Annotated in this window: 10 protein-coding genes; 5 read left to right on the top strand and 5 right to left on the bottom strand. The window is 61.2% G+C overall.

Annotated elements, in window-relative coordinates:
- Window positions 1–134: 134 nt before the first annotated feature.
- Window positions 135–1355, top strand: coding sequence for an arabinose transporter (locus tag KR767_RS16435; RefSeq protein WP_250877044.1), 1221 nt, complete (start codon window positions 135–137; stop codon window positions 1353–1355).
- 145 nt (window positions 1356–1500) lie between these two features.
- Here the strand turns inward: KR767_RS16435 and KR767_RS16430 are convergent, their stop codons facing one another.
- On the bottom strand, window positions 1501–3606 hold the full coding sequence (locus tag KR767_RS16430) for a hypothetical protein (RefSeq protein WP_250877043.1): 2106 nt from the start codon (window positions 3604–3606) through the stop codon (window positions 1501–1503).
- Between the two features lie 86 nt (window positions 3607–3692).
- Window positions 3693–3878 (bottom strand): hypothetical protein, encoded by a 186-nt coding sequence (locus KR767_RS16425; protein ID WP_250877042.1) that lies wholly within the window; start codon window positions 3876–3878, stop codon window positions 3693–3695.
- 36 nt (window positions 3879–3914) lie between these two features.
- Here KR767_RS16425 and ilvA point away from each other — a divergent pair, with 36 nt between their 5' ends.
- Together ilvA and KR767_RS16415 are read left to right on the top strand one after the other, a co-directional pair.
- On the top strand, window positions 3915–5516 hold the full coding sequence (gene ilvA / locus KR767_RS16420; RefSeq protein WP_250877041.1) for a threonine ammonia-lyase, biosynthetic: 1602 nt from the start codon (window positions 3915–3917) through the stop codon (window positions 5514–5516).
- 36 nt (window positions 5517–5552) lie between these two features.
- The gene (locus KR767_RS16415; RefSeq protein ID WP_250877040.1) at window positions 5553–7076 is read left to right on the top strand and encodes a hypothetical protein; all 1524 of its coding nucleotides are present in this window, start codon (window positions 5553–5555) and stop codon (window positions 7074–7076) included.
- Between the two features lie 23 nt (window positions 7077–7099).
- Here KR767_RS16415 and KR767_RS16410 read toward each other — a convergent pair whose 3' ends face one another.
- The 3 genes from KR767_RS16410 to KR767_RS16400 form a co-directional block, all read right to left on the bottom strand.
- Window positions 7100–8356, bottom strand: a complete 1257-nt coding sequence (locus KR767_RS16410) for a retropepsin-like aspartic protease (RefSeq protein WP_250877039.1) — start codon at window positions 8354–8356, stop codon at window positions 7100–7102.
- Window positions 8357–8617: 261 nt separating this feature from the next.
- On the bottom strand, window positions 8618–10036 hold the full coding sequence (locus KR767_RS16405; RefSeq protein ID WP_250877038.1) for an ATP-binding protein: 1419 nt from the start codon (window positions 10034–10036) through the stop codon (window positions 8618–8620).
- The gene (locus tag KR767_RS16400; RefSeq protein ID WP_250877037.1) at window positions 10029–10775 is read right to left on the bottom strand and encodes a response regulator; all 747 of its coding nucleotides are present in this window, start codon (window positions 10773–10775) and stop codon (window positions 10029–10031) included. Before KR767_RS16400 ends, KR767_RS16405 begins: the two co-directional genes overlap by 8 nt.
- A gap of 192 nt (window positions 10776–10967) precedes the next feature.
- Here KR767_RS16400 and KR767_RS16395 point away from each other — a divergent pair, with 192 nt between their 5' ends.
- Entirely contained in the window at window positions 10968–13343 is a 2376-nt protein-coding gene (locus KR767_RS16395) for a TonB-dependent receptor (protein ID WP_250877036.1), read from the top strand.
- Window positions 13344–13356: 13 nt separating this feature from the next.
- A complete protein-coding gene (locus KR767_RS16390) occupies window positions 13357–14037 on the top strand; it encodes a Fe2+-dependent dioxygenase (protein WP_166946491.1) in 681 nt (226 codons plus the stop codon).
- Window positions 14038–14064: the final 27 nt, after the last annotated feature.

Raw genomic sequence — 14064 nt, 5'->3', positions numbered from 1 at the left:
TGCTTAAGGTCGGTTACTCAATACCGCCCCGACTCCAAATACTCCATATCTCTGCGCCTTCCGCTGCCTTTCATGGGCAAGCTCCGGGTGCGCGAGAGTCCATGGCTCAGGCCTTTCCATAACTATTTCTCTCTATGTCAAAGCACCCAGATCTCACAGGATCATCCCCTGGCACGCCTACATCCCTGCCATCGAGCAGCAAAGTACTCCTCACCCTACTGCCAATCACCCTTGCCGTCTTCATCAGCTTTCTCGCCATCGGCCTGCAAATGCCGGTGCTGCCGGTGTACCTCCACGAAACACTCGGTATGAGTACGCTGATTGTCGGCATAGTGATCGGCGCGCAATTCCTCGCCGCCCTGCTTTCGCGATCCTGGGCGGGTAACTTCGCCGACATGCGCGGCGCCAAGCGCGCCGTTGTTGCGGGCCTGCTCTTTGCCGGCAGCTCTGGCCTTGTCTATCTGTTATCCACCGCTTTCGTCGCCAACGCCGGAGCATCAACCTGGCTGGTCCTGCTTGGACGCATCATGCTGGCACTGGGCGAAAGCCTGATCGTTACCGGTGCGTTCGGCTGGTCCATAGCGCTGGTTGGTCCGCAGAATGCGGGCAAGGGCATGGTCTGGATTGGTATCGCCATGTTCGCCGCATATGCGCTTGGTGCACCGCTGGGTGTACTGGTAAACAATCATTGGGGCTTTACGGGCATCGCTTCAGTCATCGTGCTCATTCCGTTTCCAGCCATGGCGGTGATATCCCGCCTGCGTGCCGTGGCGCCCTCAGCGACACGCAAGACACCCTTTTACAAAGTGCTTGGCGTGGTGATGGGTCCGGGCCTGGGACTGGCGTTGTCGAGCACGGGCTTTGGCCTGATCACCGCATTTATCGCTCTGCTCTTCACCACCAAGGCCTGGGGCAATGCATCGCTTGCGTTCGTGGCGTTCGGTTTTGCCTTCATTGCGGCACGCATCTTCTTCGGGCATCTGCCGGACAAGATCGGTGGCGCAAAGGTTGCTTTGGTGAGCGTGGCCATCGAGTGCCTTGGCCTGTTGCTGGTCTGGAGCGCGGATACCGCCGGCGCCGCCTGCCTGGGCGCGGCATTCACCGGGTTCGGTTATTCGCTGGCTTTTCCTGGCTTTGGTGTTGAAGCCGTACGACGCGCGCCGCCCCAGACGCGGAGTCTCGCGATGGGTGCCTATGTCGCCTTTCTCGACATTGCCCTGGGGATCACCAGCCCGTTGGCAGGTGGCCTCGCAGAAGTGCGCGGCATTGCATCGGTCTATCTGGCCGGGGCCGTCGCCGTTGGCCTGGCGATGGTCGTCGCGCTACGGTTGATGCTCACCGAGCCACCTCGATGAAATCCAGCGAGCGAAGTTGCGCCGAAGGACACTAATCATCCTGGGACAGTAGTTGTCATGGGTCAGGGCGAACGGATCACTCATTTGGGCAGCTATGTACTCTCAGAAATAGTCATGCGACCGCCACTGCCTCGCAGGCGATGACTCACATGTCACGATGGATCCAACCATTACCGTAGAAAAGTTCATGGACCTGATTGTCAACACCCATGTACTCGATGCGCGCCACGCCGTCTGATCCCACAAATTCACGGGGATCGCCAGCCAGAAGAACGGCGCCACGTGTCTGGCTCAGGTCGTTGTGGGACCACGAGTTCATCCACCACACGAGCTCATGAAGATGGTTATCGACTCCACGATATATGGCTCTGGGAGCGTCGCCTGCCAATATTCCTGAGGCCTTACCCTGTGCGGAAGGTGCGCCTGTCGCCGCCGTCACATCCGTATGAGTCCAGCCATCAGAATCCAGGCGAAATTCATGGATATCACCGGCGCTGTCTCTATAGATCACATGTGGACGCTGAGACGAATCAACGTAGCCAGTGGGGTCGGAGAAAGCTGGGGCCGAGCCCGTAGTACTCGTCATCTGCCATTGATTCCAGGCACCATTGAAATAATAGAGCTCGACAATCCCGGCGTTTGTGTCCCTATAAATAATGCGTTTCACGCCGTTGGCAATGTACCCCTCGGGTGACCCAAGTGCAGCACTTCCTCTTGGCAGGCTGGCGGCTGAAACATTCGTGTCATGCCACCCAGAGGCATCCAACGATAGAAGATGCACGTCACCGGCCTCATCGCGGTAAACCACGTTCGCGGAGCCATCAACGCCAACGAATGGTCGAGGATCGGCACCCAGCACAGGCAGGCCCAGCGTGCTTGTCATATCCCACTCAGCCCAGCCAGTCTGACTCTCGAAAATCTCCCTGAGATGGTGGCTTGAATCGCGGTAAATCACACGGGCTGCATTTCCCGCATAGTAGCCCACCGGATCGCCCTCCGCTGAACCCGACGCCAGGTTCAGCAGTCTGTTCGGTTTACCATCGAGGTTACTAATGAGTAGTTTGATATCCATACCATCACGAAAGACCACACCGGGCAGCGGTTCATTGAAGCCAGCGATCTCACCAGACACGTGGTGGGGGATGGTAGACGTAACCCTCAGATTGGAAATTGACATCCCAAGCTGACCATGACTGCCCTGCGGAGCATAAATCTCTCCATCAGCGCCAATTAACGAGAATTCATAGTCCAAGGGATTGATCGAGATACCCGCATATGGATAGGTATACCCGCCATCATTCTGGGATGATTTCACCTTGAGCATTCTGACTGCTTCAATGGCCTTGATAAATTCCTCTGGGCTGACCCGGAAATGTATCAGACCTGGTGAAAACACTTCGGATTGAAAATCAAGCGAGCCATCACCTGGAACTCGATGCAGCCAGTTGGGTGATTCTATGGCGGCTTGTACAATGGGATGCGGAGTAGTGCCCGTGATATCGCTGTGAGCAAGCTCTATACGAGAATATGACCGGTTGCGACTGTAGTAGCCGACCTGAAATGTCAATCCGCACTTCTGATCGTTCACCACGCATCCGCCGGTTCCGTCGATGGCAACAAACTCGAAATACGCCTGGGCAGTTGCCGCGGCTATCGATCCGTCGTACTTGACACCCGTGATGAACGAAATATCAAGCTGATGTGCCATGGACGGAAACAGGCGCGGGCGCGGCGATGCCTCATACCAGCAGCCCATACCCAGCGCGTTCGAATCATAGTAAAGCTTAACGCCCGGGTCCATTGAGTTTAGCCAGAGACCCACCGTGGTTCCTGCAACCTGTACACCGCTATACCCGTATTGATCGGTATGGCCTCGCTGATAAGAACCCAGTGCAATGGTGCTCGTTACTCCGGTGAACTCCCCTAACCACCAGCTATTAATTGGCACGATAGGAGGCTCGCCGCTATCCCAGGCATCCCATACGCTAAGCACACGATCTTGCGGTAAATTGGGAGGGCTTTTAACCACCTGGTCTAGGCCTTCGGGCAGTACCGGCGGCTGGTACAACGGAAGCATGGGAGTCGAATTGCCATCCGATATGCGAGCAGGCATGCATTCACCCGCTGCAAGAGATATAACGCTTGCGGCACAGGCTTTTCCGCCAAAAACGATAAGCCCTGCGCCTATATAGAGCACGGACATTAGGCGCGGGCTCAGCGAACGAGCCCGGAGCATTCCTTTCTTCATCATTGGCTACTTGCTCCCTGGGATTGCGACGTACGTCCAACTGCGAGGCTCATCACCATACTACCCGTGCGCGCCTCCCCCGGCGGCATCTAACAGTATTGGCTACGATAGGTGCCGTGGGCAGTCTTGACAACCGCCGCTCCGGGCACGAGCATCAGCGCCGTGAACATCATCACCACCCGCATCGTCTCGATTATTACCCCCATCCCAACGATGGTGGGTTGATCGCGCACGTCAGGTGACCGAAACCCGCCCCAGGAGGCGGGTTTTTTCATGGCCCTCCTCCCAGAACCACCCGGAGAGAAGTGTCCATGCCGTCCACCGCCCTGCGTCACGCCAGTCCCGCACTGCCCTCGCCCGATCTCCAGGACTATCTGCGCCGGATTCTTACGGCCCGGGTCTACGACGTCGCCACGCGAACCGCCTTGCAGGAGGCCACCTCCCTCTCGGGCCAGCTCGGTCACCGCCTTTTCCTGAAGCGCGAGGACACCCAGCCGGTGGCCTCGTTCAAGCTGCGGGGTGCCTATAACCGGATCAGCCAGCTCGATGCGGCGTCACTGGAGCGCGGTGTCATCACCGCCTCAGCGGGCAATCATGCCCAGGGCGTGGCCTGGTCGGCTGCCCGGCTGGGTGTGCGGGCCACCATCGTGCTGCCGCAGACGGCGCCCCGGGTGAAGGTGGATGCCACGCGGCGCTTCGGCAGCCCGACGGTGGACGTGGTGCTGGCCGGGGAGTCCTATACCGATGCGCATGCCCATGCCCTGGAGCTGCAACGCCGGCTGGGCATGACGTATGTGCCGGCCTTTGACGATCCCGACGTCATCGCAGGCCAGGGCACGGTAGCCATGGAGATCCTGGGCCAGCACCAGGGCGATCTCGATGCGATCTTCGTGCCCATCGGCGGCGGAAGTCTCGCGGCCGGTATCGCCAGCTATGTAAAGGCGGTGCGTCCGGAGGTGAGGGTCATCGGTGTTCAGACCCGTGATTCCTGCGCCATGGCTCGCTCGATCGATGCGGGGCACCGCGTGACGCTCTCCGAGGTGGGGCTGTTCTCCGACGGCACCGCCGTGAAACTGGTAGGTGAGGAAACCTTCCGACTCTGCCAGGCGTATCTCGACGATGTGCTGCTGGTGGATACCGATGAGGTCTGCATGGCGATCCACGATATCTACCAGGACACGCGTACGCTGATGGAGCCTGCCGGCGCGCTGGCCGTGGCCGGCGCGAAGCAATATGCGAAGCGGCTTGCTTCGCAGGGAGGCACCTTTGTCGCCATCACCTCGGGCGCCAACCTCAATATCGATCGCATCCGCTTCATCGCCGAGCGCGCCGAAGCTGGTGGTGCGCGGGAGGCCTTGTTTGCCGTGAGCATTCCCGAGGAGCGAGGCAGTTTCCTGCATTTCTGCCAGCTGGTCGGCCAGCGCAGCGTCACCGAGTTCAATTACCGCATGGGTAGCGACGATCGTGCGCGCCTGTTCGTGGGCTTGCAGATCGAGGATCGTCGTGAGGCCGGAGAGCTGAGGGCCGTGTTCGAAGGCGCGGGCTTTCCTACCGTGGACCTCAGTGGCGACGAACTATCGCGCGAGCACATCCGGCACATGGTGGGCGGCCGTTCGCTGGCGGCCAACGACGAGCGCCTGTTCCGTTTCGAGTTCCCCGAGCGACCCGGTGCGCTCATGGCCTTCCTGCGTTCCATGGCACCGGAGTGGAATATCAGTCTGTTCCATTACCGCAACCAGGGAGCGGATTACAGTTCCACGCTGGTCGGCATCCAGGTGCCCGCGACGGACGGCCCGGCACTGGACCGGTTCCTCGATGGACTGGGCTACCCCTGTCGCGAGGAAACGGCCAATCCTGCGTACCGGCTTTTCCTTCGCGAACAGGACTCAAGTAATTGCGAGGTCGGCCGCTAAAGACGTCGAAGGAGCCGTTCCCAAGGACACCGACGCATGAATCCCCTGAGCCTGACCGGTACGAACGCAGCCGCCAGCACCGGCTGGCAGGATCGCCTCATGGCCCTTTCCTCGCGAAAGGCGGCCGCTGCGGCGCAGCCCTCTGTGCAGGTCACGCTTGGCGTGTCCACGGCCACCGACGATACCTATGCGCCGGGTGGGCAAAGTGCGGCCGAACGCTATTCGAACGATGCGCTGGGCGCGATGCTTGAGCGCAACGCAGGGGCGGCATCGGCGTCGGGCCTGTTCGCCGGCCTCGGCAAGGCCCTTCTCTCGCGCCTGGGTGCGGACGGCTCGGACGTGAAGCTCACGTCCGCCGCACCGACCGCGACGACGCAGACCGGCCTTGTCGCACCACCCGTGGATACGCCGCCGAGCGATACCTCGCTGTCGGTCAAGCTGACCAGTGGTGCGAGCGTCAAGATCACGCTGCACTCAGGCGAGGATGGCCTGTCCATCGATATGAGCAGCAGCCAGTCCCTGAGCGCGGAAGATCGCCAGTCGGTCGCCAGGCTTGGCGGTGCCTTCCAGGACATGCTGGACGGCATGAGCTCCACGCCGCCGAAGCTATCGCTGCAAGGCCTGACCGAAGGCGATTCGCGGATCGCTTCCGTGGACTTCAAGGCCAATGTGCCCACCCTGGGCGGTGCGGCGCAGACCATCGACTTCCATGCGGGCACCGACACACGCAGCGTGAAGGTCGATGGCCCCGGCGGCAAGATCGATGTTGCCATGGACATGCGCAATACTGCCCTCTGGGGCAACCAGAACCAGCGCAAGGCCGCCATCTCGAACTACCTCGACCAGATCGACGCGGCGACCAGCCGTGGCCAGGGCGACAAGAAGCTGGCGGGCCTGTTCAAGGATGCCTTCAGCCAGCTCAATGCCTCGTATCCGCCCGCAGCGGCCACGACGCCCAGCGATGGCGTGCGCAACCTCAACGCGAAAGATCATGCCGTGTTGACCGGGCTGGCCGACTTCACGGCCACGATCGGCCAGACTAGCAGCGCGCCCAACCCCATGCACCCCGAGGAACTGGATACGTTCTCGTACCAGCTCTCGCAGCAGACCCGGCTCGGCGGCATCGGCGCCAACGACCGCACCATCGACCAGCAGCAGTCGTCACACCTGAAGGCGAGCTATCACACGGCGCCATCACCGGGCGCTTCGATGCAGATGGGCGGGAAGCCGGAGCTGCAGAACTACATCTACCGGCAGATCGACGACTCGGCCACCACCAATACCCATATGGCCTACGTCAAGGGACGCCTTGTAGCAGCAAGCGTCACCCAGTCGGCAAGCCAGACCACCCATGACAAGAAATACATCATGGGCCAGATGGTCAGCGAAACCACCTCGCCGGCACAGCGCAGCCATACGGAAGACCTGCTCAGCCTGCTCGATCCACCACGCAAGAAGGGCGACGATGCGCAGCCGCCCGCGGTATCGCAGGCTACGCTGGATCGCGTTCACGCGATGACTGGGCTGATTTCCAGCGTGGGCGCCATCAAGGCGAACTGACGCCCGTTATCGGCCATCCTGAGTCACTTCGATTGCGAGGGATCAGGGGAGGTAGCCGAAGCATCTGATTTACCCGCTTCTTTCGGCAGAATGCAGGCCCTGTGGGAAGAGAAGTCGATGAAGACATTGGCGTCCTTCAAAAAACCTGAGCCTAGTGCGTACTCATAGTTGAGTTTGGGGCCTGGTCGCATCTCGGCGGTCACTGCCTTGTGTATGGGGCCTGCGATAAGCGTTACATCTTTCTCCGAGTACTTCGCTGTAAATCGCCCGTTCGCCGTCTGAATATCTTTCTCCCTGGCAGGCCACGTATCATCTGCTTGACCACCCATTTTTGTCAGGTAGCTCGATGAACCTGTATCCAATAGAGCGATGTGCTGCCGACCATCAACAGTGATCGAAAAACGAAGACCTTCGACCCAACCGGTAAGCAGGGAAGACAACGCGATAGGCTGCTGACATGAAATTGCCGACTCCTGCCCTGAAGAAAGGAGTTTTACACCGTCATATGTGAGAAGCATCGGCCCCAGATGCGACATCACGTCGAGACCTACCGCCCCCAGCCGGGCATCAGGAAGGCTGACAACAGGCCACTGACTGAGGGTGATGGCTCCAATCTGCAATTGCGTTGCGATACCGAGCGACGAAGAGGTATTCGCACCGGTGGTCCCCTGGACAACAACCCATCCATCTTGAAGTGGCATCTTTGCCGCGCGAGCGTCGGACGTGGAAATAATGGTGGAAAATGAGCCTGTATCAAAGCTTAGTGCAACGGAATGCCCATTCACCTTAACATCAAGGAAAACACCGGATATTTCATCGACGCGACTGGATAAAAATACGTGCTTGAATGGAAGCCAGTAAGGTCTTTCCGGAGAATTAAGCACTGATGCAACGGGCGTATGGGCCCACATGGAAAAATCCACTACATCGTCAAGAACACTGCGCACGGGGAATCGCGTACCTTCAATAAAGTCGCCACTAGATGACTTCAATTGAGCGAGCTTCGCGGCCCACTCCGCGACATGCCCTCGCATTAAATCGTTGCCCGCCGCCAAGGCCCGGCAAATAAACGCCGTCGATGGCCCATCCTGCAATTCAGCCTGGCGCACACATTCGCTGGCCTTTCTATCTGAAGCATCTAGGTCACCCGTCATTCGCGAATAAACAACATCCGCAATATAGAAGTCTGGCCCGTGCGCGCTCCTGCGAATTGCTTCGATTCTTGCAAGGTCCCCTGAGCGCATGGCATCGAAACTCCCGGCGCCATCGTGAAGAGTCATATGGAGCGAAGGCTCCGCAGCTTCGGAGTATAGCGACACGCCGAGCAGGAGAAGTCCTAACCGATTCATTATTTCTTCTTTAACCGTGATGATCAGAAAAGGAGTATCCGAATCCTGACAAACGTCACGGACGATCCGCCCCCTACATGACTCTTGGCCTATTGAACGAGTGTCGAGTTGCCTGTGTCGCCGCAGTGGCGTGCCAGGGAACTCGCGATCACACTCGGGCGATGAGCGAATCCATTGCGGATGCAGAAGCCATCAAGGCGAAGTAACGTCATCGGTAGCCGATAGCGGAAGCCACAGCAGGGCTTCCAGCCCACCTGTTTCGCGATTGCGCAGGTCGAGTTCACCTTGGTGGGCCTGGGCGATGGTGCGGGCGATGGCCAGGCCTAGCCCTGTTCCACCGGTTTCGCGATTGCGCGAGCTTTCCACGCGATAGAACGGCTCGAAGACCATGGGCAACGAAGCCTCAGGAATCCCCGGGCCGTGGTCGGTGACGATAATGGCGATTCCTTGCAGGCCATGTCGTTCTTCCTGACCCACGGATACCGTGCAGGCACCACCGGCATAGCGCATCGCGTTCTCGATCAGGTTTTGCAGGCAACGCCGGAGCGAGCGCGGATAACCCCAGATTTCCGCCGTGGTCGTGCCATGGATTTCCACGATACCGCCGGCTTCGATCGCATCTTCGGCAACGGCATGCACGAGCGTGTCCACATCCACCTGCCGGCGATCCTCTTCCACGTTCGCGCCGCTGACCACGTCCAGTGTCGCTGCGATCATGGCTTCCATCTCGGCCAGTTCATGGCGGAACTTCTCGCGCAGTTCAACCGGCTCGATACGCTCCGCACGCAGGCGCAGGCGCGTGATGGGTGAACGCAAGTCATGCGAGACGGCGGCAAGAAAGCGCGCACGCTCGCGGATGCCATCCAGCAGGCGCTGCTGCATGAGGTTGAAGACCTGAGCCGCCTGGCGCACCTCCCGAGGCCCCTTCGGTTCCAGTGGCGCCGCGTTGAGGTTGCGCCCCAGGCGCTCGGCAGCCGCCGAAAGGATTTCCAGCGGGCGCACGGCGAGGCGCACGGCAAGGAAGGAAAGCAACACCACCGCCAGCAGGCGAAGCAGGTAGATGCGCAGGAAATAATCGGCCGCCGCGAGGCCGGGGCGCACGTCCCTGCCCTCCTGTCCGGCCGAAAGACGGATATTCACCCAGGAGCCGTCACGTAGCTGCGCGTCCACGTCCAGCCGTGCAACGGGCATGCGCGCGAAGAAGACGGATACCGGGCCAAGGGGGTGGTCGTCGTCTCCGCGCAGATCCACCGGGCGCACCACGAGTGCGCGATGCCCCAGCTGCGAACGAAGCATATCGGCCAGAAGACCATCGGCCGGATGCGGGTGCTTGCGGGCAATGGCCTCGCCAGGCGTCGCGATGGCATGCACCTCGACGCCGCCTTCGGTGAGCTGGGCGGCCCAGGTGGCGCGTGAATCAACAGGCATCGCATCGAGCAGGTGTACAACGTCGGCAACATGGGCCGCGCCACTGCGCACCGGCACATCGGCAAGGCTGCCGTAGCGCGCGTCGTACCATACCGTGCCCGTGATCAGCTGTGACACGATCATGCCTACCACGAGGATGATCGCGATGCGCCCGGACAGCGACTGCGGCCAGAGCCTAGGCATGGGCGCGTGTGACTTCCACGTTGAGCATGTAACCCTCGTTGCGCACGGTGCGGATGATCTCCGCGCCACGCGTGCGGCCGTCGAAGTGCTGGCGAAGACGACTCACGCAGACATCGATGGCACGATCATTCGGCGCCGCGTTGCGACCGAACACATGATCGAGCAGGAAATCGCGCGACAGAGGTCGGCGTGGATGATCCAGCAGGGTTTTCATCGTGCGGAAATCCGAGCCGCCCAGGCTGATTGCCTTGCCCTCGGGCGATAGCAACTGCCGGGCCACGACATCAAGCCGCCAGTCTGCAAAAACGAGGAATGCCGCCTCGGCGGATGGTTCGGCCGGACGCGCGATACCTTCGCCCTGCACGGCATCGTGGCGGCGCAATACCGCCTTCACGCGCGCAAGCAGTTCGCGCGGGTCGAACGGCTTGGGCAGGTAGTCGTCCGCACCGACCTCAAGCCCCACGATGCGATCGAGCAAGGTGCCGCGCGCCGTAAGCATCACGATGCCCACCTGGGTGGTGGCACGCAACGTGCGACAGAGGCTGAGGCCGTCCTCCCCCGGCAGCATGAGGTCCAGGATCACCGCATCCGGCATCTCCTCGCGCATCGCCGCCCACATGGATGGACCATCCGCGGCGGCACTTACCCGGAAGCCGGCATCGGCGAGGTATTCGCCCAGCAGTGCGCGGATGTCGGGGTCGTCGTCGACCACGAGCAGTGAACGGGCGCGCATCTGCATCACAGGCACCTCCCGGAAAAGGCTGGCGTCAATACATTCCAATACATATCGATACGAGTCATGTCGGTTCCGACAATCGTGCAAAACATCCGGGACCTAGTCTATCCACATCGAAATGAGAATTGTTCCAAGCCAGCACCACCACCTGTGGAAGCGAGCTTCGTGACGCAATCGCTCGCCACAGGAGACCCCATGTTCCAGCCGCACGCCGACCGCCCCAACCTCTCCGCCTCGCTCGCCCTCGGCGTTGCCTTCGGGGCGCTGGCCACGTTTGCCCCTGGGGCGCATGCGGCGGAAAACGATACGGATACGCCGAAAAAGCAGACGTCGAACCTGCCGTCGATCCAGGTGGATGCGCAGGCGGCCACACCTTACAAGATCGACGAGGTGTCGTCGCCCAGGTTCACCCAGCCGCTGCGCGACACCCCGCAAAGCATCACCATCGTGCCCAAGGCCGTGCTCGACGAGCAGAACGCGCAGACCTTGCAGGATGTGCTGCGCAACGTGCCGGGCATTACCTTCATGTCGGGCGAAGGCAACCTGGGCTGGGGTGACCTGTTCACCATTCGTGGCTTTTCGTCGGAACAGAGTCTCACCGTGGACGGCGTGCGCGACGGCGGCATGTCCAGCCGTACTGACACGTTCGACCTCGATCAGGTCGAGGTCTACAAGGGCACCGGCTCGGTCGAATCCGGCGTGGCAGCCGTCGGCGGCAGCGTGAACCTGGTGAGCAAGGAAGCAAAGCTTGCCGACTTCAACCATGTGTCCATCGGTGCCGGGTCCGCGGAATACCGCCGCCTCACCGCCGACATCAACCACAAGCTGGGCGACGGCACCGCCCTGCGCATCAATGTCATGGGCCATCGCAACGGCGTGGTCGATCGAGACACCACCGATTACGACCGGCGCGGCGTGGCGGCATCACTGGGCTTCGGGCTGGATGGCCCGACCCACGTCTATATCGATGGCTTTCACCAGCGCGACCGCAACGTGCCCGATGGTGGCATACCCATCCAGCGCGGCACCCACGGTGATCCGATGCCGGGTGTACCGCGATCGGCATGGTATGGCGCGGCCGGCATCTATACGCAACAGACCGCCAGCGATTCGGTCACGCTGAAGATCGAGCACGAAGCCAGCGATGACGTACACCTGCGCAACCAGACGCGCTGGCAGCGCACGGATAACTTCTCGGTGCTGTCGCCTGCCCGCTTCTTCTCGGCCGGCGCGAACGGCAAGAAGACCTGTACCGGGCCACGCTGCGCAACGCTCGGTTACATCGGCCTGGGCCCGCTATCCAATGCCTCGGGCGTGCCGTCATATACCGGCTTTGCCAATCTCGATAACCAGGACTACGGCATCCTGCGCGGCAACGACTTCGGTACGTCCACGCGCTACACGATGCTGGACAACCAGAGCGACGTCACCCTGCATTTCAACACGGGTACGTGGAAACACGATCTGGTGACGGGTATCGAGCTCTATCGCGAAAGCTACGGCGGCCTCGCACGTAACGCCTACGTACCCGCCGGCGACCTGTGGTTCAACCTCTCCGACCCGTCGCATGATTTTCCGGGCACCTGGACGCGCAAGGGCCTCGGCCAGCCGCGCTCCACGGTGACGGATGCTGCGGCTTACGTATCGGACACCATCACGCTCGCACCGCAGTGGCAGGCCCTCGCCTCGCTGCGCTACGACTACTGGCAGGCACGCACCACCCAGGTCGGTACCAAGCCCACGCGCAGCGACGATGGCGCCTGGAGCGGGCGCGCTGGCGTGGTCTACAAACCAGTGGAGCCGGGCAGCATCTACGTTTCCTACAGCCAGGCCGCCGAGCCGTCTGCGCTGGGCGCCACCACCAACAACCTCATCTACGGCTCGGCCAGCACCAATGCCTACACCCCGGCCAAGTCCAGCACCTGGGAACTGGGCAGCAAGTGGGATCTTCTCGACGGACAACTGGGCCTTACCGGCGCCGTGTTCCGCACGCAGCTGAGCAACTCGTGGGAATACCAGGAGGGTGAAACCTCGCCCGTTCGCGCGTTGCCGGCCAAGCGGGTCGATGGATTCGAGCTGGGCGCACAAGGCCAGCTCAGCGATCGGTGGTCGATTTTCGCGGGGTTGTCGCGCCTCATCAGCCGCCAGACCAAGGGAGCCAATGAAGGCCTCGCTGCCAAGAACGTGCCGGGATGGTCAGGCAACCTGTGGACGACGTATGCCGTCACCCCGGACCTGTCGCTGAGCTACGGCGCACAGTACGTCGGCAAGCAGCGTTTCAGCGATAACCGCTATGTCGGCGGCCAGAACAACAACAGCAGCTATGCCGTGGGGCCGTCGGGTGTGTATCCGATCTATGTGCTCGATACGGACAAGGCGCCGTCGTACTGGGTGCATAGCCTCGCCGCGCGCTACCGCGTGAACGACCATCTTCACCTGAACCTCAGTGTGAACAACCTCTTCAACACCTTCTACTACGCGCGCATCGGCGCCTCGCTGGATGGCTTCCAGCTTTATGGCGTACCTGGTGCAGGACGCACCACGGTAGTCAGCGCGGACCTGTCGTTCTGAGGAATCGCCAACCATGATGCTCACGATCCCCGGTGTATTCACCCCCGAAGAAGCAGCGCAGATGCGTGAACGCCTTGCCGGGGCTGCGTGGGGCGACGGCAAGGCCACGGCCGGCATGCAGTCCATGGCGGTCAAGGAGAACCGCCAGGTACATGAGGACGACCCGGTCGGCCGCTCACTGGGCGACGAGATCATGCGTCGCCTCACGGCCAATGCCGTTTTCATGTCGGCCACGCTGCCTCGCCGCATCTATCCGCCGTTGTTCAATCGTTATGCGAATGGCGAATCCTTCGGTTTTCATGTGGACAACGCCGTGCGCGGCATCAAGGGCGTGCGAGAACGCGTGCGCACCGATGTCTCGTGTACGTTGTTTCTTGCGGATGCCGACAGTTACGACGGTGGCGAGCTGGTCATCCGCGACACCTACGGCACGCATCCGGTAAAGCTCGGCGCGGGCGACATGGTGGTCTACCCTGGCAGCAGCGTGCACAGGGTGGAACCGGTAACGCGAGGCGAGCGCTGGGCCAGCTTCTTCTGGGTGGAGAGCCTGGTCAGGCAGGACGCCTGGCGCAGCATGCTGTTCGACATGGACGTGGCCATCCAGCGACTCACCGCGCAACAGGCCGACAAGGCCTCGTTGCTGGAACTCACCGGCGTTTACCACAACCTGCTCAGGCAATGGGCCGACGTGTGATACGTGCCGATACACCACGACACGCCG

The organism is Luteibacter anthropi (assembly GCF_023699965.1).
Lineage (GTDB): Bacteria > Pseudomonadota > Gammaproteobacteria > Xanthomonadales > Rhodanobacteraceae > Luteibacter > Luteibacter anthropi.
The sequence above is the reverse complement of the archived record's forward strand: the minus strand, read 5'-3'. Positions and strand labels throughout refer to the sequence as shown.

What these genes read in the sequence shown, in the direction of transcription:
- KR767_RS16435 (WP_250877044.1), top strand. Translation starts at nt 135, where the DNA reads ATGTCAAAGCACCCAGATCTCACAGGATCATCCCCTGGCACGCCTACA.
- KR767_RS16430 (WP_250877043.1), bottom strand. Translation starts at nt 3,606, where the DNA reads ATGATGAAGAAAGGAATGCTCCGGGCTCGTTCGCTGAGCCCGCGCCTA.
- KR767_RS16425 (WP_250877042.1), bottom strand. Translation starts at nt 3,878, where the DNA reads ATGAAAAAACCCGCCTCCTGGGGCGGGTTTCGGTCACCTGACGTGCGC.
- ilvA (WP_250877041.1), top strand. Translation starts at nt 3,915, where the DNA reads ATGCCGTCCACCGCCCTGCGTCACGCCAGTCCCGCACTGCCCTCGCCC.
- KR767_RS16415 (WP_250877040.1), top strand. Translation starts at nt 5,553, where the DNA reads ATGAATCCCCTGAGCCTGACCGGTACGAACGCAGCCGCCAGCACCGGC.
- KR767_RS16410 (WP_250877039.1), bottom strand. Translation starts at nt 8,356, where the DNA reads ATGACTCTTCACGATGGCGCCGGGAGTTTCGATGCCATGCGCTCAGGG.
- KR767_RS16405 (WP_250877038.1), bottom strand. Translation starts at nt 10,036, where the DNA reads ATGCCTAGGCTCTGGCCGCAGTCGCTGTCCGGGCGCATCGCGATCATC.
- KR767_RS16400 (WP_250877037.1), bottom strand. Translation starts at nt 10,775, where the DNA reads ATGCAGATGCGCGCCCGTTCACTGCTCGTGGTCGACGACGACCCCGAC.
- KR767_RS16395 (WP_250877036.1), top strand. Translation starts at nt 10,968, where the DNA reads ATGTTCCAGCCGCACGCCGACCGCCCCAACCTCTCCGCCTCGCTCGCC.
- KR767_RS16390 (WP_166946491.1), top strand. Translation starts at nt 13,357, where the DNA reads ATGATGCTCACGATCCCCGGTGTATTCACCCCCGAAGAAGCAGCGCAG.